This window comes from Reyranella humidisoli, assembly GCF_019039055.1.
Lineage (GTDB): Bacteria > Pseudomonadota > Alphaproteobacteria > Reyranellales > Reyranellaceae > Reyranella > Reyranella humidisoli.
Genome location: NZ_JAHOPB010000003.1, coordinates 413249 through 430827, shown reverse-complemented (window position 1 = coordinate 430827; position 17579 = coordinate 413249). Strand labels below are relative to the sequence as shown.

Below are 17579 nucleotides of genomic sequence, written 5' to 3'. Positions count from 1 at the left end.
GCCGAAATCCACACCTTCTTCACGACCAACTGGTTCGGCATCGCGATCCTGATCCTGCTGCAGTGCCTGGCCGTGACCGTGCCTCTGCTGCTGGCCGTGGCCTACATGACCTACGCCGACCGCAAGATCTGGGCGTCGATCCAGCTCCGCCGCGGTCCCAACGTGGTCGGTCCGTTCGGCCTGCTGCAGCCGATGGCCGACGGGCTGAAGCTGGTGCTCAAGGAGACGATCATCCCGTCGAGTGCCAACGGCATCCTGTTCATCATTGCCCCGATGATCGCGTTCATGACGGCGCTGGTCGCCTGGGCGGTCGTGCCGTTCGACAATGGCTGGGTCATCGCCGACATCAATGTCGGCATCCTCTACCTGTTCGCGATCTCCTCGCTCGGCGTCTACGGCATCATCATCGCCGGCTGGGCCTCGAACTCGAAGTACGCATTTCTCGGCGCGCTGCGCTCGGCCGCGCAGATGGTGTCCTACGAGGTCTCGATCGGCTTCGTGCTGATCACCGTCCTGCTCTGCGTCGGCTCGCTGAACCTCTCGGATGTGGTGATCGCCCAGTCCGGCTGGTTCTGGAACTGGTACTGGCTGCCGCTGCTGCCGATGTTCGTCATCTTCTTCATCTCGGCGCTGGCCGAGACGAACCGCACGCCGTTCGACCTGCCGATGTCGGAAGCCGAACTGGTGGCGGGCTTCCACACCGAATATTCGGCCATGACGTTCGGCCTGTTCTTCCTCGGCGAATACGCCAACATGATCCTGCTGTCGGCCCTGGGCGCGGTCCTGTTCCTGGGCGGCTGGCATTCTCCGATCCCCTATGCGCCATTCACGCTCGTGCCGGGCGTCATCTGGTTCGCCCTCAAGATCGCCTTCCTGCTGTTCATCTTCAGCTGGACCAAGGGCACGCTGCCCCGTTACCGCTACGACCAGCTGATGCGCCTGGGTTGGAAGGTGTTCCTGCCGGTCTCGCTGGGCTGGGTCGTCCTCACCGCTGCCGTCCTGACGTTCGGCGGCTGGCTGCCGAAGCCCTAGGAGCAATCGCCAAATGGCTTCCCTCGACCGTACCGCGCGCGCCTTCCTGCTCTCCGAGCTGGTGGCGGGATTCGCCCTCACCCTGAAGTACATGTTCAAGCCCAAGGTGACGGTGAACTACCCCTACGAGAAGGGGCCGCTCAGCCCGCGCTTCCGCGGCGAGCATGCGCTGCGCCGCTATCCGAACGGCGAGGAACGCTGCATTGCGTGCAAGCTGTGCGAGGCGATCTGCCCGGCCCAGGCCATCACCATCGAGGCCGAGCCGCGCGACGACGGCAGCCGCCGCACCACGCGCTACGACATCGACATGACCAAGTGCATCTACTGCGGCTTCTGCCAGGAGGCCTGCCCGGTCGATGCGATCGTCGAGGGGCCGAACTTCGAGTTCTCGACCGAGACGCGCGAGGAACTCATGTACAACAAGGATAAGCTGCTCGCGAACGGCGACCGCTGGGAGAGCCTGATCGCGGCCAATCTCCATTCCGACGCGGCGTATCGCTGAGCCGGGGCGGGGGAGACAGATCATGATACTCCAGGCGCTGGCCTTCTACGTCTTCGCTGCGATCACGGTGGCCGCTGCCGCCATGGTCGTGGTGTCGCGCAATCCCGTCTATTCGGTACTGTTCCTGATCCTGGCGTTCTTCAACGCCGCGGCGCTGTTCCTGCTGATCGGCGCCGAGTTCATCGCGATGATCCTGGTCATCGTCTATGTCGGCGCGGTGGCGGTGCTCTTCCTCTTCGTGGTCATGATGCTCGACATCAATCTCACGGAGCTGCGGGAAGGCTTCCTCGAATACTTCCCGGTGGGCGCCCTGATCGGCGCGGTCGTCTTCGCCGAACTGCTGCTGGGCGTCGGGATCATCGGCAGCGGCTCGACCACGATCGCGGGCCTGAATGCCCACGGCGCGCAGGTGGCGGCGATCGACAATACGCGCGCCATCGGCCGGGTGCTCTACACCCAGTACTTCTACCTGTTCCAGGTCGCGGGGCTGGTGCTGCTGGTCGCCATGATCGGCGCCATCGTGCTCACGCTCCGCAGCCGGCCGGGCGTCCGTCGCCAGAAGGCGGGGGATCAGATCAACCGCACGAAGGACCAGGCCATGACGGTGGTCAAGGTCCCGACGCGGGGAGGCGTGTGATGACGATCGGTCTCAGCCACTACCTCGCCGTCGCCTCCGTGCTGTTCACGATGGGCATCCTCGGCATCTTCCTGAACCGCAAGAACGTCATCGTGATCCTGATGTGCGTCGAGCTGATGCTGCTGGCGGTGAACATCAACCTGGTGGCCTTCTCGGTCTTCCAGGGCAACATCGTCGGCCAGATCTTCGCCATGCTGGTGCTGACCGTGGCCGCCGCGGAAGCGGCGATCGGGTTGGCCATCCTCGTGGTCTACTTCCGCAACCGCGGAACGATCGAGGTCGAAGACATCAATGCGATGAAGGGCTAGGGCGCACTCATCATGGATCTCGCCATCAAGCTCATCGTCTTCCTGCCGCTGGTTGCGGCGGCGATCGCGGGCCTCTTCTGCCGCGTGATCGGCGCCCGCCCGGCGCAGATCGTGACCTGCGCGGCCCTGCTGATCGCGGCGGCTCTTTCGGTCTTCGTCTTCGTGAAGATCGGCTTCGGCACCGAGAAGCTGATCGTCGTGAAGCTGTTCTCCTGGATCGAATCCGGGACCCTCGACATCGCCTGGGCGCTGCGCGTCGACACGCTGACCGCCGTCATGCTGATCGTCGTCACGGGCGTGTCGTCGATGGTCCACATCTACTCCATCGGCTACATGGAGGAAGATCCCAGCATCCCGCGCTTCATGGCGTATCTCAGCCTGTTCACCTTCTTCATGCTGATGCTGGTGACGGCCGACAACCTGGTACAGCTCTTCTTCGGCTGGGAAGGCGTGGGCCTCGCATCCTACCTGCTGATCGGCTTCTGGTACGACAAGCCCTCGGCCAATGCGGCGGCGATGAAGGCCTTCATCGTGAACAGGGTCGGCGACTTCGGCTTCGCGCTCGGCATCTTCGCCGTCTGGATGCTGTCGGGCTCGGTCGGCTTCGAGGAGATCTTCGGCAAGGCACCGCAGATGGCGCAGATGCGCATCCAGTTCCTCGGCATGGACCTGCCGGCGCTCGAGACCGCCTGCCTGCTGCTGTTCGTCGGCGCCATGGGCAAGTCTGCCCAGCTCGGCCTGCACACGTGGCTGCCGGACGCCATGGAAGGCCCGACCCCGGTGTCGGCGCTGATCCATGCGGCCACCATGGTGACCGCCGGCGTGTTCATGGTCTGCCGCCTGTCGCCGCTGTTCGAACTGGCGCCGATCGTATCCATGATCGTGACCCTCGTTGGCGCGGCCACCGCCTTCTTCGCGGCGACAGTCGGCCTGACCCAGTTCGACATCAAGCGAGTCGTCGCCTATTCGACCTGCAGCCAGCTCGGCTACATGTTCTTCGCCTGCGGCGTGGGCGGCTACTCGGCCGCCATGTTCCACCTCACGACCCACGCCTTCTTCAAGGCGCTGCTGTTCCTCGGCTCGGGCTCGGTGATCCACTGCCTCCACCACGAACAGGACATGCGCCAGATGGGTGGCGTGCGAGAGAAGGCGCCGCAGACCTTCATCCTGATGTGGGTCGGCACGCTGGCGCTCTCGGGCATCGGCATCCCGTTCCTGTTCGGAAACGGTCTGGGCTTCGCCGGCTTCTACTCCAAGGACATCATGCTGGAGTCTGCCTACGGCGTGCACACGACGGTCGGTGTCATCGCGTACTGGATGGGTGTGGTCGCGGCCTTCATGACGGCCTTCTACTCGACCCGCCTGATGTTCATGACCTTTTACGGCAAGTATCGCGGCGACCATCACACCTGGGATCATGCCCATGAGTCGCCGGTGGTCATGATGATCCCGCTCTATGTGCTGGGCATCGGCGCCGCGTTCTCCGGTCTGGTCGGCTACAACTGGTTCGTCGGCCACGACTGGCAGGCTTTCTGGGGCAACTCCATTGCCGTGAAGGCGACGGCAGAGGTGCTGCATCACGCACACGAGGTGCCGCTGTGGGTGAAGCTGATGCCGTTGGCGTGCGCCATCGCCGGCATTGCTCTCAGCTACTACTACTATGTGGTTCGCACCGACCTGCCGGACCGCACGGTCAAGGCGTTCCCGCGCCTGCACGCGCTGTTCTACAACAAGTGGTACTTCGACGAGCTCTACGACGCTGTGTTCGTAAAGCCCTCGCTGGCGATCGGCCGCTTCCTCTGGAAGAAGGGCGACGGTGCCACGATCGACGGGCTCGGCCCGGACAACATCGCCGCGCGAGCGCAGGACATGGCGGGCATGCTGATGCGCTTCCAGAGTGGCTATCTCTATCACTACGCGTTCGTGATGCTGGTCGGGGTCGCCGGCCTGGTCACCTACTTCATGCTGTCGGCGAGGTAAGGCCCCGATGTCGAGCTGGCCTATCCTTTCCCTGGTCACGTTCCTGCCGCTGGTGGGGGCGCTGTTCTGCCTGATCGTCAACGGCCCCAAGGAGGCCGTCGACCGCAATTGCCGCAGCGTTGCGATTGTCACGACGACGGCGACCTTCCTGATCTCGCTGCTTCTTTGGGTCCGCTTCGACCCGACCAAGGCGGGCTTTCAGTTCGAGGAGAAGGTCGCCTGGGTCCCGTCGCTGAACATCGGCTATCACGCCGGCATCGACGGCATCTCGCTGTTCTTCGTGCTGCTGTCGACGCTTCTGACGCCCATCTGCATCCTGGCGAGCTGGGAATCGATCAAGCTCCGCGTCAAGGAATACATGATCGCGTTCCTCGTGCTCGAGACCTTCATGGTCGGCATGTTCTGCGCGCTCGACCTGGCGCTGTTCTACGTGTTCTTCGAGGGCGTCCTCATCCCGATGTTCCTGATCATCGGCGTGTGGGGCGGCAAGCGGCGCGTCTACGCGGCCTTCAAGTTCTTCCTCTACACGCTGCTCGGCTCGGTGCTGATGCTGCTGGCGATCATCGCCGTCTATTGGCAGGTCGGCACCACGGACCTGCCGACGGCGATGGAGAAGCTCGACCTGCCGTTCACCTGGCAGTGCTGGCTTTGGCTGGCCTTCTTCGCCTCGTTCGCGGTGAAGGTGCCGATGTGGCCGGTCCACACCTGGCTGCCCGACGCGCACGTCGAGGCGCCGACGGCGGGCTCGGTCATCCTGGCCGGCGTGCTGCTGAAGATGGGCGGATACGGGTTCCTGCGCTTCTCGATCCCGCTGTTCCCCGAGGCGACGCAGTACTTCGCGCCGCTGGTCTTCGGCCTGTCCATCGTGGCCGTGATCTACACCTCGCTGGTCGCGCTGGTGCAGGAGGACATGAAGAAGCTGATCGCCTATTCGTCGGTCGCCCACATGGGCTTCGTGACGATCGGCGCCTTCGTCATGAACGTACAGGGCGTGCAGGGCTCGATCTTCCAGATGCTGAGCCACGGCATCGTGTCGGCGGCGCTCTTCCTCTGCGTCGGCGTCGTCTACGACCGCATGCACACGCGCGAGATCGCGGCCTATGGCGGCCTCGTCCACCGTATGCCGCGTTATGCCTTCACCTTCCTGTTCTTCACCCTGGCCAGCGTCGGTCTGCCCGGCCTGTCGGGCTTCGTCGGCGAATTCCTGGTTCTGCTGGGCGCCTTCAAGGCCAACACCTGGGTGGCGTTCCTGGCGGCGACGGGTCTGATCCTGGGCGCTGCCTATGCGCTCTGGCTCTACCGCAAGATCGTGTTCGGCGAGCTCACCAAGGATTCGCTCAAGGGCATCCTCGACATGAACAAGCGCGAGATCGCGATCTTCGTGCCGCTGATCCTGCTCACGATCTGGATGGGCGTGTATCCCAATTCCTTCCTCGATCCGATGGCGCCGGCCGTGGACAAGCTGGTCGGCGACTATCAGGCGGCTTTGAAGCTCGCCCGTACCGCGGCGCTGGCGCCGTGAGCGGCCGGGAGTGATGAACATGATTGTCGGTCTCGAAAACTGGACACTGGCCCGCCCGGAAATCTTCCTCGCGGCGGCCACCGCTCTGCTGCTGATCTACGGCGTCGTGCGCGGCGAGATCGCCACGGCCTTCGTGTCGGTCGCGACCTCGGTGGCGTTGCTGGTGACGGCCGCGCTGCTGTTCCTGCCGTATCGCGAGGGTACGGCTTTCTCCTCGCTGTTCATCGTCGACCGCCTGACCGCGACCATGAAGGCGCTGGTGCTGGTGGGCTCGGCTCTGGCCATCCTCATGTCGCGGGCCTATTTCGAGCAGGCGAAGGCCTGGCGCTTCGAGTATCCGCTGGTCGTGGCGCTGGCCACGCTCGGCATGATGCTGATGATCTCGGCCAACGACCTGATGGCGCTCTATGTCGGCCTAGAACTGCAGTCGCTGGCGCTCTACGTCATCGCCGCCTTCCAGCGCGACAGCGTTCGTTCGACCGAGGCGGGCGTCAAATACTTCGTCCTGGGCTCGGTTGCCTCGGGCATGCTGCTGTTCGGCTCGTCGCTGATCTACGGCTTCTGCGGCGGCACGGCCTTCGTCCAGATCTCCGGCGCGCTGGCCGACGGCCGCGCCACGGAAATCGGCGTGATCATCGGCCTGGTGTTCGTGGTCGCCGGCCTCGCCTTCAAGGTCTCGGCCGTGCCGTTCCACATGTGGACCCCCGACGTCTACGAGGGCGCGCCGACTCCGGTCACGGCGCTGTTCGCCGTCGCCCCGAAGATCGCGGCCATGTCGCTGCTCGTCTCGGTCCTGATGGGCCCGTTCAAGCCGCTGTTCGCGCAGTGGCAGCAGATCATCGTCGTGGCCTCCGTCCTGTCGATGGCGCTGGGCGCCTTCGCCGCGCTGCGTCAGCAGAACATCAAGCGACTGATGGCCTATTCGTCGATCGGCAATGTAGGCTACGTGCTGCTGGGCGTGGCCAGCGGCACGGAGAAGGGCATCCAGTCGGTGGTGTTCTACCTCGCCATCTACATGGTCATGACGCTGGGCGTGTTCGCCACGATCCTGATGATGAAGCGCCGCAACATCATGGTGGAGCAGGTCTCCGACCTCGCCGGCCTGGCGCGCAGCCAGCCGATGATGGCGCTGGGCATGCTGATCTTCATGTTCTCGCTGGCCGGCATCCCGCCGCTCGCGGGCTTCTGGGGCAAGCTCTACATCTTCATGGCCGCCGTCGAGGCCAAGCTCTTCGTCCCGGCGGTGCTGGGCGTGCTGGCGTCGGTCGTGGCGTCCTACTACTACCTGCGCATCGTCAAGGTGATGTACTTCGACGAGCCGCCGGGCGAGGCCATCGACCGGCCGGCCTTCGGCGTCAATCGCGTGGTCGCACTGGTCGCCGCATTCCTGATCGCCGTGTTCTCGCTGGCTCCCCAGCCCCTCAGCTCGATCGCCACGGCGGCCGCCAAGGGCCTGTTCCCGTGACCTCGATGCCCGTCCTGCCGGACGGGTGGACGCTGGTTGCGCTCGACAGCGTCGGCAGTACCAACGACGAAGCGATTCGGCTCGCCGACGGCGGTGCCCCGGAAGGCACCGTCGTCTGGGCCCGCGAGCAGTCGGGTGGGCGAGGACGCCGGGGCCGCAATTGGTCGTCGCCCGTCGGCAATCTCTACAGCACCACGGTCCTGCGGCCGGCCTGTGCGGCCCAGCGTGCGGCCGAGCTGGGCTTCGTGGCCGCGCTTGCGGTGGGTGACATCGTTCCGCCCGGTCGCGCCGTGCGCCTGAAATGGCCCAACGACGTGCTGGTCGACGGCGGCAAGGTCGCCGGCATCCTGCTGGAGAGCGCGATCGGCCAGGACGGGCTGGTCGAGCATGTCGTGGCCGGCATCGGCGTGAACGTGAGCTTTGCACCGGTGCTTCCCGACATGCGCTATCCCGGTGCCTCATTGGGCGGCTCCGTCGAGGCGGCCCTGGAAGGGCTGACGCGGGCTCTGGCGGCACGGCTGGCGCAATGGCGTCGCGACGGCTTCGATACTGTCCGGGCGGAGTGGCTTGCGAAGGCGGGGCCGCTTGGCGCCGAGGTCGACGTGAGGCTGGGCGAGGGCCTGGTGCGGGGCCGGTTCGCCGGACTGGACCGCGAGGGCGCGCTTTTGCTGGAGACCGCGGACGGTCCCCGCAAGATCGTGTCGGGTGAATTGCTGGGCCGGGCGGCCTGAGGAGAGAACGGGATGCTGCTTGCCATCGACGTCGGCAACACCAACTCGAAGTTCGTCATCTTCGACAAGGACCGGATCGTCGCCGCGTGGCGGCTGCGCACAGAATCCAAGCGCACGGCCGACGAATATGCGGCATGGGTCACGCAACTCATGAACCTGCAGGGCTTCGACCCGAAGTCCATCAAGGGCGCCATCCTGGCCAGCGTCGTGCCGGCGGTAAACCCGCACCTGCGCCGCCTCTGCGAGACTTACTTTCATAACAAGCTGCTGATCGTCGGCGAGCCCGACTGTGATCTCGGCATCAAGGTGCTGATCGACCGACCGGCCGAGGCGGGCGCGGACCGGCTGGTCGGCGTGATCGCCGGTCACACCAAGTACGGCGGGCCGCTGATCACCATCGACTTCGGCAGCGCCACGACCTTCGACCTCGCCGACCAGGACGGCAACTTCATCGGCGGCGTGTTCGCGCCCGGCGTCGAGCTGACGATCGAGGCCTTCTACCTGATGACGGCGCGGCTGCCGCGCATTCGGGTCGAGAAGCCGGCCCACGTGATCGGCAAGAATACCGTGGCCAACATGCAGTCGGGCATCTTCTGGGGCTATGTCGGCCTGATCGAGAGCCTGATCAAGCGCATCCGCGCCGAGTACGGCGAGCCCATGAAGGTGATCGCGACCGGCGGCCTGGCCAGCGTCTTCAAGGACGAGATCGGGCTGTTCGACTTCATCGAGCCGGACCTGATGTCGCTCGGCCTGCTGGAGATCTGGCGGCGCAACCGCGGATGACCGTCCCGTCGAACGACGAACTGCTGTTCCTCGCCCTGGGCGGTGCCGGCGAAATCGGCATGAACCTCAACCTCTACGGCACGGCCGGCAAGTGGCTGATGGTCGATCTCGGCATCGGCTTCGCCGACAGCTCGATGGCCGGCGTCGAGGTCGTGATGCCGGATCCGGAGTTCATCGTGGAGCGCCGCGCCGATCTTGTCGGGATCGTCCTGACGCACGCCCATGAGGATCATCTGGGCGCCGTCGCCGACCTGTGGCCGCGGCTCAAGGCGCCGGTCTATGCGACCCCGTTCGCGGCCTCGGTGCTGAAGCGCAAGCTGATCGATGCCGGCCTGCGCGACGTGGTGCCGGTCACCGAGATCCCGCTGGGCGGCAAGTTCGACCTGAAGCCATTCTCGCTCGAAATGATCACCATGACGCATTCGATCCTCGAGCCGAATGCGCTGGCGATCCGCACGAAGTTCGGCACGGTCTTCCACACCGGCGACTGGAAGATCGATCCCGAGCCGCTGCTGGGCGAGCTCACCGACGAGGCAATGCTGAAGCGCATCGGCGACGAAGGCGCGCTTGCCATGGTCTGCGACAGCACCAACGTCTTCGTCGAGGGCGAGGCCGGCTCCGAATCCAAGGTGCGCGCCAACCTCGAGAAGCTGATCCAGGGACACAAGGGCAGGGTGGCCGTCACCTGCTTCGCGTCGAACCTCGCCCGCGTCGAGAGCGTGGCGCTCGCCGCTGTGGCGGCCGGGCGCCATCCGGTCCTGTCGGGCCGGGCCCTGACACGCATGCTCGAGGCGGCGCGCGAGTGCGGCTACCTCCTCGACTTTCCCGAATGCGTGCCCGAGCAGCAGGCCGGCTACCTCCCGCGCGACAAGGTGCTGTTCATCTGCACGGGCAGCCAGGGCGAGCCGCGCGCCTCGATGTCCAAGCTGGCGGGCGGCGAGCATCGCGACCTCATGCTGGAAGCTGGCGACACCGCGATCTTCTCGTCCCGCGTCATTCCCGGGAACGAGCATTCGGTGGGACGCCTGCAGAATGCGCTGATTGCGCGCGGCGTGAAGGTGATCACCGACCGCGAGGCCGACATCCACGTCTCGGGCCATCCGGCGCGCGACGAACTGGTGCGGGTTTATCAATGGGTCCGGCCGAAGATCGCCCTGCCGGTCCATGGCGAGGTCCGTCACATGATGGAGCATGCCGCCCTCGCGCGGGCCTGCCAGGTGCCGGAGACGATCGTGGCGCCGAACGGCACGCTGGTGCGGTTGGCGCCAGGGCCGGCGGAGATCATCGATCACGTCTTTTCCGGCCGGTTGGCGCGCGACGGCGACGGGCTCATCCCGCTGGACGGCGAATCGCTGCGCGAGCGCCGCAAGCTCCTGTGGAACGGCGCGGCGGCGGCTACCCTGGTGGTCGACAGGCGGGGCAAGGCCCTCGCACCGCCCAAGGTGTCGCTGCGGGGCATCGACGACGCGGACGGTGAGCTCGAGGAGACCATCGTGGAGGCGCTGTCCGAGATGCTGGCCGACCTCAGCGCCGCGGAGCGCTCGGACGACCGGCGGATCGAGGAGGGGGCCCGCCAGGCCGTGCGGCGCGTCGTGCGCGCGCACCTCGGCAAGAAGCCGTTGACGGACGTTCACATCGTACGCATCTAAAGGCGCGCAGCCGCTGGAGAACTCTATGATCGGACGCCTCAACCACATCGCGATTGCCGTGCCCGACCTGGCCAAGGCCACGGAACTCTATCGCACCGTGATGGGCGCCAAGGTGAGCGCGCCCAAGGAACAGCCGGCCCATGGCGTGACGGTCGTGTTCGTCGAGTTGCCCAACACCAAGATCGAGCTGCTGCATCCGCTCGGCGAGAAGTCGCCGATCGCCAACTTCCTCGCGCGCAACGCCGATGGCGGCATCCATCATGTCTGCTACGAGGTCGAGGACATCTACGCCGCGCGCGACAAGCTGAAATCGCAGGGCGCGCGCGTATTGGGCGACGGCGAGCCGAAGATCGGTGCGCATGACAAGCCCGTGCTGTTCCTGCACCCCAAGGATTTCACCGGCACCCTGATCGAACTCGAACAGGTCTGAGGAGCGCCGCCATGGGCTGGGCTACCGGCATCATGGTCTTTTTCGTCATCTGGTGGACGATCCTGTTCTGCATCCTCCCGCTGGGTGTCCGGCGGGTCGAGAACCCCGGTGCGGGCGAGGAGCGGGGCGCGCCCGAGCGGCCGGAGCTGATGCGGAAAGCGGTCATCACGACGATCGTGGCGGCTGTGTTGTGGCTGGCGTTCTATGGCCTGTACCAGGCCGACGTCTTCAGCTTCCGGCGGCTCGAGGGCTCCTGAGAGCGCGCTTTCGGGCCTTGGCTCAAAAGAAAACGGCGGATCGTGGATCCGCCGTCCTTTAACCCCCGAAACTCGTCGTAGGCGGCTTGAGCCGCTCTCCTCCCTAAACCCGGACAGTGCCCAAGGCTCGGGCTGTTTAGCGTGCCGCCAGCCGGTTGCCAAGACCTTTTCTTTCGATCTGCCCGGGTCGGGCAGAAGAATCTTTGTGGGGAAGGTCGTTCGAGGACAAACAAATGTCCGCACTGTTTCCCTGATCATCCGATGACCATGTATTTGGTCACGAACAGGACAGCAAGAATTCCTACCGCCGGGTGTACATCGCGATACCGGCCTGCGGCAACTTTGATTCCGGCGTACGAGATGAAGCCGAAGGCGATGCCGTCGGCGATCGAGAAGGTGAAGGGCATGGCGATCGCGGTGATCACCGCGGGCGCCGCCTCAGTAACGTCATTCCATTCGATCTCGGTGAGGCCGCGGGCCATCAGGCAGGCGATGTACAGCAGCGCGGGCGCCGTCGCGTAGGCTGGAATCGAGGCGGCGAGCGGCGACAGGAACAGCGCCAGCAGGAACAGCACGCCGACTGCCGCGGCGGTGAGGCCCGTCCGGCCGCCCGCGTTGATCCCCGATGCGCTCTCGATGTAGCTGGTCGTGGTCGAGGTGCCGACCGCGGCGCCGATCATGGCGGCGGAGCTGTCCGCGATCAGCGCGCCGCGCAGCCGCGGAACGGTACCGTCGGGCCGCATGAAACCGCCGCGATGGGCGAGGGCGATCAGCGTGCCCGTATTGTCGAACAGATCGACGAACAGGAAGGCGAACACCACCGTCACCAGGCCGACCTGCAGGGCCCCGGCGAGATCCATCTGCAGGAAGACCGGCGCGATCGAGGGCGGAACGGCGAAAATGCCGGCGAACTTCTGGTGTCCCGCCAGGATCGATATCACGGTGACGAGCAGGATGCCGATGATCACCCCGCCCATGACCCGGCGGTACTCCAGAGCGACGATGACGGCGAAGCCCAGAACGGCCATCACCACCGGCCAGCTCGTCATCTTGCCGTGGGTCACCAGCGTGGCGGGATGTGCGACCACGATGCCCGCGTTCTTCAGGGCGATCAGCGCCAGGAAGAGGCCGATGCCGGCCGCGATCGCCATCTTCAGCGACTTCGGGATGGCGTTGACGATCCATTCGCGAATCGGCAGCACGCTGATGATCAGGAAGATGATGCCCGAGATGAAGACGCAGCCCAAGGCGACCTGCCAGCTATGGCCCATGCCGCCGACCACGCCGAAGGCGAAGTAGGCGTTGAGGCCCATGCCGGGGGCGAGGGCGATCGGGTAGTTGGCGAGGAAGGCCATCAGGAAGCAGCCGATTGCGGCCGCGACGCAGGTCGCGGCGAACACCGCGCCGAACGGCATCTTCGCCTCGGCCAGGATCGAGGGATTGACGAAGATGATGTAGGCCATCGTCAGGAAGGTCGTGAGGCCGGCCACCAGTTCGGTTCGGACGCTCGTTTCGTTGGCTTTCAGCTTGAAGAGTTGTTCGAGCATCGGTGTCCCCCCTGTTGTCGCGCCCGGCGTGCGGACAAGTGTGGGGGCATCGAGCTGTGAAAAGCCAGTCGAACCGGCGCCGGTTTGCCTTTGTTCGACCTGTTCCCTACAGTCCGCCGCCACCCCGATAGCCGGACCGAGGACCGATTCCGCATGCGCATGAGCCAGTACTTTCTGCCGACGATGAAGGAGACTCCGTCGGAAGCGCAGATCGTTTCGCATCGGCTGATGCTCCGCGCCGGCCTCGTTCGCCAGACCAGCGCCGGCATCTATGCCTGGCTGCCGCTCGGCCTGCGCGTGCTGCGCAACATCGAGCGCGTCGTGCGCGAGGAGCAGGATGCGGCGGGCGCCCAGGAAGTGCTGATGCCGACCATCCAGTCGGCCGACCTGTGGCGCGAGAGCGGCCGCTACGATGCCTACGGGCCCGAGATGCTGCGCATCAAGGACCGGCACGACCGCGAGATGCTCTACGGACCGACCAACGAGGAGATGATCACGGTGCTCTTCCGCGATGGCGTGAAGAGCTACCGCGACCTGCCGAAGAACCTCTATCATATCCAGTGGAAGTTCCGGGATGAGGTCCGGCCGCGCTTCGGTGTGATGCGCGGCCGCGAGTTCCTGATGAAGGACAACTATTCCTTCGACATCGACAAGGCCGGCGCCATCCACTCCTACAACCGGATGTTCGTGGCCTACCTGCGCACCTTCGCCCGCATGGGCCTGAAGGCGATCCCGATGCGCGCCGACACCGGCCCGATCGGCGGCGACCTCAGCCACGAGTTCATCATCCTGGCCGAGACTGGCGAAAGCGCCGTGTTCTGCCACAAGGGGCTGGTCGACAAGGACATCCTGAGCCGTACGATCGATTATTCGGCGGACCTGCAGGGCATCGTGAACGAGTGGACGTCGCTCTATGCGGCGACCGACGAGATGCACGACGCGAAAGCCTTCGAGGCGCTGCCCGAGGGCGAGCGGCTGGCGGCGCGCGGCATCGAAGTCGGCCACATCTTCTATTTCGGCACCAAATATTCCAAGCCGATGAACGCCGTGGTCGCCGGCCCCGGCGGTGAGCAGATCACGGTCGAGATGGGCTCCTACGGCATCGGCGTCTCGCGCCTGGTCGGCGGCATCATCGAGGCGAGCCATGACGATGCCGGCATCGTCTGGCCGGACGAGATCGCGCCGTTCAAGGTGGCGATCGTCAACCTGAAGCCGGATGACGGCGCCGTCGGCGGCGCCTGCCAGAAGCTCTACGATGCGCTCACGGCCAAGGGCGTGGACGTGCTGCACGACGATCGCGACATCCGGCCCGGCGGCAAGTTCGCCGACATGGACCTGATCGGCATTCCCTGGCAGGTCATCGTCGGCCCCAAGGGGCTGGCGGCCGGCAAGGTCGAGGTGAAGAACCGCAAGACCGGCGTCCGCGAGGAAGTGGCGCCCGAGCAGGTCCTCGCGCGGTTCAGCTGACCGGGAGCAGGGCTCTTCCATGGCTTTCGCCGTTGAGCGCCTGATCGCCTTTCGTTACCTCCGCGCGCGCCGCGAAGAAGGCTTCATCTCGGTGATCGCCGGCTTCTCGCTGATCGGCATCACGCTGGGCGTCGGTACGCTGATCGTCGTCATGTCGGTGATGAACGGCTTTCGCGTCGAGATGCTGGCCCAGATGTCGAGCATCAGCGGCCAGCTGGGCGTCCAGTCAAATCGCGGTGCCCTGGAGCCGACACCCGATCTCCTGAAGCGCATGGCGGCCGTGCCGGGCGTTGAATCGGCGACCCCGACGGCCGAAGGCAACCTCATGGCCGTCGCCGGCGATCGCGTGCGCGGGGTCGTTCTGCGCGGCATGCGGCCGGACGATATCCGCAACCGCGCGCCTCTGGCCTCGGCGATCGAGGGAACGCCGGAAACCCGCGAGCGCTACCGCGCCCTTTGCAAGGCCGACGACGACAAACCCATCGACTGGGGAACCCTCAAGGGCTTCGGCGACGATTTCACGGTGGTCGTCGGCCGGCGCCTCGCCGACCTCATGAACGTCAAGGTCGGAGACAGGATCCAGCTCGTGTCGCCGGTCTCCGTCGCGACGCCGCTCGGCGTGATGCCGCGTTCCGCCGCGGTCAAGGTCGGGGCGATCTTCTGCACCGGCATGTACGACTACGATTCGAACTTCGTCTACGCGCCGCTGCAGGACGCGCAGCACATGCTGAACCTCGGGCCCAACGTCACCGGCATCGAGGTTTTCGTCTCCGACAGGGCCTCGACGGACGCGACGCGCAGGCTGCTCATGCAGGCGGTGGGGACGGAGGGCTGGGTCTTCGACTGGTTTCAGGCCAATGCCGGTTTCTTCTCGGCCGTCGTGGCTCAGACCAACATGATCTTCCTGGTCCTGACGATGATCGTCCTCGTCGCGGCCTTCAACATCGTCTCGAGCCTGGTCATGCTGGTCCGCACCAAGACAGCGGATATCGCCATCCTGCGCACCATGGGGGCGAGCCGTGCCGCCATCATGCGGATCTTCCTGCTGGACGGCCTGGCGATCGGAGGCGCCGGCACCATCCTGGGCGTCGTGCTGGGGCTGAGCTTTGCCCGCAACATCGAGGCGATCCGCCAGTGGCTGCAGCGGACCTTCGACATCGTTCTGTTCGACCAGACTCTCTATTTGCTGGCCGAGCTGCCCTCGCGGATCGAATGGAGCGAGGTCGCGTGGATCGCGTTCATGGCGCTGGTTTTCGCGCTGCTGGCCTCGCTCTATCCCGCGTTGCGGGCGGCGCGCCTCGATCCGGTGGAAGGGCTCCGCCGTGAGTGATCGCGCGCCCGCCGTCGAACGCTGGCTGGCCTGGCGCTATCTCGCCACGCGCCAGCGCGAGGGTTTCGTGTCGTTCATCGCGATGTTCTCGCTGATCGGCGTGGCGCTGGGCGTCGGGACCCTCATCGCCGTTCTCTCGGTGATGGGTGGCTTTCGCGAGCAGCTTCTGGGCCGGATCATCGGCATGAACGGCCATGTCGTGATCGCGGCCCGCGGCGGCCTCCTGCAGGCGACGCCCGATCTGCTGGCAAGGATGAAGGAGGTTCCGGGCGTCGAGGCGGTGCGGCTCACCCTGGAGCGCCAGGCGCTCGTGACGGGGCACGGCCAGACCCGCGGCGCCCAGCTTCGCGGCGTTCGGCGCGAGGACCTGCTGAATCGCGACATCGTTTCGAAGAACATCATCTTCGGCGATCTGGCCGAGTTCGGGCCCAAACCGGGCCTCGTGATCGGCGAGCGGCTGCGGCAGCAGATGCAGGTCCGGGTCGGCGAGCCGCTGACCGTCGTGACGCATCAGCTCAACCAGAGCGGCACGATCGCGCCGCGTTATACCGACTACGACATCCTCGCGAGCTTCATGACTCGCCGCTACGAGTTCGACAGCAGCCTCGTGTTCATCCCGCTGGCGGCGCTGCAGGAGGATCTCGAATACGGCAAGGAGACCGTGAGTTCGATCGACCTGTTCCTCAAGGACCCGGCGGCAGCGCCGCGCACCGCGCAGGAACTACGCCAGGCGCTCGGTCGCGAGGATCTGCGCGTATCGCACTGGCTCGGCCTGAACGCCCGATTCGTCGGCGCCCTGCAGGTCGAGCGCGTGATGATGTTCATCATCCTGACGCTGATCGTCGTGGTCGCTGCCATGAACGTGGTCGCGAGCTTCACAATGCTGGTGCGGGTGAAGCGCGGCAGCATCGCTATCCTGAGGACGATGGGCGCGGGGCCGGGCACCATCGTGCGCGCCTTCTTCATGGCCGCCGCCGCCGTCGGCGTGGTCGGCACGGCCATCGGCGCGGCGCTGGGGCTGCTGCTGTGCGCCAACATGCCGGCGATCGGCCGGGCGCTGGCCAGCGTCACGGGCGGCTCCGGCACCGCCGGGGCGGAAGTCGACTTCATTGCCTCCATGCCTGTGCGCGTGGATCCGACCGAGGTGGCTTTCATCATTGCGGTCGCGATCATGCTCTCGCTCGTCGCGGCAGCCTATCCGGCATGGCGGGCCACCCGAGTCGAACCGGTCGAAGGATTGCGACATGAGTGAACCGACCAAGCCGCTCTCGCTGCAGGGCATTCGTCGCACCTTCGTCCAGGGCGACCGCCGGCTCGACGTGCTGCGCGGCGTCTCGGTCGACCTGCATCCCGGCGAGATCGTGGCCATGGTCGGCCAGTCGGGCAGCGGCAAGTCGACCCTGCTGCACATCGCGGGCCTGCTCGAACGGCCCGACGAAGGCGAGGTCGTGGTCGACGGGAAGGCGACGGTCCGGATGGCCGACAGGGACCGAACCAGGCTGCGCCGCCAGTACCTGGGCTTCGTCTACCAGTACCATCACTTGCTGCCTGAGTTCTCGGCGGTCGAGAACGTGATGCTGCCGCAGATGCTGAACGGCGTCTCTCGCGCGGCGGCCCGCAAACGCGCCACGGAGCTTCTCGGGCTGGTGCGGCTGGGCGACCGGCTCGACCATCGGCCCGGGCGTCTGTCGGGCGGCGAGCAGCAGCGCGTGGCGATCGCCCGCGCGGTGGCGAACGCCCCGCGCGTGCTGCTGGCCGACGAGCCGACCGGCAACCTCGATTCCGCGACCGCCGAGGCGGTCTTCCAGCAATTGCTGGCGCTGGTCCGGGAAACCGGCATGGCGGCCCTCGTGGCGACCCACAATCCGGAGCTGGCGGCCCGCATGGACCGCACCGTGCATCTCAAGGATGGCGTGCTCGATGCCTGACAGTCCACAGG

Annotated in this window: 17 protein-coding genes; 16 read left to right on the top strand and 1 reads right to left on the bottom strand. The window is 65.9% G+C overall.

Annotated elements, in window-relative coordinates:
• Nucleotides 1–6: 6 nt before the first annotated feature.
• Genes nuoH through KQ910_RS25460 form a run of 12 tightly spaced genes read left to right on the top strand, consistent with a single transcriptional unit; the run spans nucleotide 7 to nucleotide 11296 of the window.
• Nucleotides 7–1032, top strand: coding sequence for an NADH-quinone oxidoreductase subunit NuoH (nuoH, locus tag KQ910_RS25515; RefSeq protein ID WP_216966777.1), 1026 nt, complete (start codon nucleotides 7–9; stop codon nucleotides 1030–1032).
• Nucleotides 1033–1045: 13 nt separating this feature from the next.
• The gene (gene nuoI, locus KQ910_RS25510) at nucleotides 1046–1534 is read left to right on the top strand and encodes an NADH-quinone oxidoreductase subunit NuoI (protein WP_068196346.1); all 489 of its coding nucleotides are present in this window, start codon (nucleotides 1046–1048) and stop codon (nucleotides 1532–1534) included.
• Between the two features lie 22 nt (nucleotides 1535–1556).
• Nucleotides 1557–2171 carry an NADH-quinone oxidoreductase subunit J gene (locus KQ910_RS25505; protein ID WP_216966625.1) on the top strand — a complete coding sequence of 205 codons (615 nt, stop codon included), beginning with the start codon at nucleotides 1557–1559 and terminating at the stop codon, nucleotides 2169–2171.
• The gene (gene nuoK, locus KQ910_RS25500; protein ID WP_216966623.1) at nucleotides 2171–2479 is read left to right on the top strand and encodes an NADH-quinone oxidoreductase subunit NuoK; all 309 of its coding nucleotides are present in this window, start codon (nucleotides 2171–2173) and stop codon (nucleotides 2477–2479) included. The genes KQ910_RS25505 and nuoK overlap by 1 nt, the downstream gene beginning before the upstream one ends.
• A 12-nt stretch (nucleotides 2480–2491) precedes the next feature.
• Entirely contained in the window at nucleotides 2492–4459 is a 1968-nt protein-coding gene (nuoL, locus tag KQ910_RS25495; protein WP_216966621.1) for an NADH-quinone oxidoreductase subunit L, read from the top strand.
• Nucleotides 4460–4466: 7 nt separating this feature from the next.
• A complete protein-coding gene (locus tag KQ910_RS25490; protein WP_216966619.1) occupies nucleotides 4467–5981 on the top strand; it encodes an NADH-quinone oxidoreductase subunit M in 1515 nt (504 codons plus the stop codon).
• Between the two features lie 19 nt (nucleotides 5982–6000).
• Entirely contained in the window at nucleotides 6001–7446 is a 1446-nt protein-coding gene (nuoN, locus tag KQ910_RS25485; RefSeq protein ID WP_216966618.1) for an NADH-quinone oxidoreductase subunit NuoN, read from the top strand.
• A 5-nt stretch (nucleotides 7447–7451) separates the two neighbouring features.
• Nucleotides 7452–8177 (top strand): biotin--[acetyl-CoA-carboxylase] ligase, encoded by a 726-nt coding sequence (locus KQ910_RS25480; RefSeq protein WP_216966616.1) that lies wholly within the window; start codon nucleotides 7452–7454, stop codon nucleotides 8175–8177.
• A 12-nt stretch (nucleotides 8178–8189) separates the two neighbouring features.
• Nucleotides 8190–8960 (top strand): type III pantothenate kinase, encoded by a 771-nt coding sequence (locus tag KQ910_RS25475; RefSeq protein ID WP_216966614.1) that lies wholly within the window; start codon nucleotides 8190–8192, stop codon nucleotides 8958–8960.
• Nucleotides 8957–10609, top strand: a complete 1653-nt coding sequence (locus KQ910_RS25470) for a ribonuclease J (RefSeq protein ID WP_216966612.1) — start codon at nucleotides 8957–8959, stop codon at nucleotides 10607–10609. Before KQ910_RS25475 ends, KQ910_RS25470 begins: the two co-directional genes overlap by 4 nt.
• Before the next feature lie 25 nt (nucleotides 10610–10634).
• Nucleotides 10635–11039: a methylmalonyl-CoA epimerase gene (mce, locus tag KQ910_RS25465; protein WP_216966610.1), complete on the top strand. Its 405-nt coding sequence runs from the start codon at nucleotides 10635–10637 to the stop codon at nucleotides 11037–11039.
• An 11-nt stretch (nucleotides 11040–11050) separates the two neighbouring features.
• Entirely contained in the window at nucleotides 11051–11296 is a 246-nt protein-coding gene (locus KQ910_RS25460; protein ID WP_216966608.1) for a DUF1467 family protein, read from the top strand.
• A gap of 254 nt (nucleotides 11297–11550) precedes the next feature.
• Here the strand turns inward: KQ910_RS25460 and KQ910_RS25455 are convergent, their stop codons facing one another.
• The gene (locus KQ910_RS25455) at nucleotides 11551–12843 is read right to left on the bottom strand and encodes an NCS2 family permease (protein ID WP_216966606.1); all 1293 of its coding nucleotides are present in this window, start codon (nucleotides 12841–12843) and stop codon (nucleotides 11551–11553) included.
• Nucleotides 12844–12996: 153 nt separating this feature from the next.
• Here KQ910_RS25455 and proS point away from each other — a divergent pair, with 153 nt between their 5' ends.
• From proS to KQ910_RS25435, 4 genes are read left to right on the top strand one after another with little or no spacing between them, the layout of a single operon-like run.
• The gene (gene proS, locus KQ910_RS25450) at nucleotides 12997–14310 is read left to right on the top strand and encodes a proline--tRNA ligase (protein ID WP_216966604.1); all 1314 of its coding nucleotides are present in this window, start codon (nucleotides 12997–12999) and stop codon (nucleotides 14308–14310) included.
• 19 nt (nucleotides 14311–14329) lie between these two features.
• On the top strand, nucleotides 14330–15640 hold the full coding sequence (locus tag KQ910_RS25445; protein WP_216966602.1) for a lipoprotein-releasing ABC transporter permease subunit: 1311 nt from the start codon (nucleotides 14330–14332) through the stop codon (nucleotides 15638–15640).
• Nucleotides 15633–16892 (top strand): ABC transporter permease, encoded by a 1260-nt coding sequence (locus tag KQ910_RS25440; RefSeq protein ID WP_216966600.1) that lies wholly within the window; start codon nucleotides 15633–15635, stop codon nucleotides 16890–16892. The genes KQ910_RS25445 and KQ910_RS25440 overlap by 8 nt, the downstream gene beginning before the upstream one ends.
• On the top strand, nucleotides 16885–17568 hold the full coding sequence (locus tag KQ910_RS25435) for an ABC transporter ATP-binding protein (protein WP_216966598.1): 684 nt from the start codon (nucleotides 16885–16887) through the stop codon (nucleotides 17566–17568). The genes KQ910_RS25440 and KQ910_RS25435 overlap by 8 nt, the downstream gene beginning before the upstream one ends.
• Nucleotides 17569–17579: the final 11 nt, after the last annotated feature.

Coding starts and splice junctions, on each gene's coding strand:
- nuoK (WP_216966623.1), top strand. CDS start 2,171: ATGACGATCGGTCTCAGCCACTACCTCGCCGTCGCCTCCGTGCTGTTC.
- KQ910_RS25445 (WP_216966602.1), top strand. CDS start 14,330: ATGGCTTTCGCCGTTGAGCGCCTGATCGCCTTTCGTTACCTCCGCGCG.
- KQ910_RS25460 (WP_216966608.1), top strand. CDS start 11,051: ATGGGCTGGGCTACCGGCATCATGGTCTTTTTCGTCATCTGGTGGACG.
- proS (WP_216966604.1), top strand. CDS start 12,997: ATGCGCATGAGCCAGTACTTTCTGCCGACGATGAAGGAGACTCCGTCG.
- KQ910_RS25480 (WP_216966616.1), top strand. CDS start 7,452: ATGCCCGTCCTGCCGGACGGGTGGACGCTGGTTGCGCTCGACAGCGTC.
- KQ910_RS25435 (WP_216966598.1), top strand. CDS start 16,885: ATGAGTGAACCGACCAAGCCGCTCTCGCTGCAGGGCATTCGTCGCACC.
- mce (WP_216966610.1), top strand. CDS start 10,635: ATGATCGGACGCCTCAACCACATCGCGATTGCCGTGCCCGACCTGGCC.
- KQ910_RS25455 (WP_216966606.1), bottom strand. CDS start 12,843: ATGCTCGAACAACTCTTCAAGCTGAAAGCCAACGAAACGAGCGTCCGA.
- KQ910_RS25470 (WP_216966612.1), top strand. CDS start 8,957: ATGACCGTCCCGTCGAACGACGAACTGCTGTTCCTCGCCCTGGGCGGT.
- nuoI (WP_068196346.1), top strand. CDS start 1,046: ATGGCTTCCCTCGACCGTACCGCGCGCGCCTTCCTGCTCTCCGAGCTG.
- KQ910_RS25505 (WP_216966625.1), top strand. CDS start 1,557: ATGATACTCCAGGCGCTGGCCTTCTACGTCTTCGCTGCGATCACGGTG.
- KQ910_RS25490 (WP_216966619.1), top strand. CDS start 4,467: ATGTCGAGCTGGCCTATCCTTTCCCTGGTCACGTTCCTGCCGCTGGTG.
- KQ910_RS25475 (WP_216966614.1), top strand. CDS start 8,190: ATGCTGCTTGCCATCGACGTCGGCAACACCAACTCGAAGTTCGTCATC.
- nuoL (WP_216966621.1), top strand. CDS start 2,492: ATGGATCTCGCCATCAAGCTCATCGTCTTCCTGCCGCTGGTTGCGGCG.
- nuoN (WP_216966618.1), top strand. CDS start 6,001: ATGATTGTCGGTCTCGAAAACTGGACACTGGCCCGCCCGGAAATCTTC.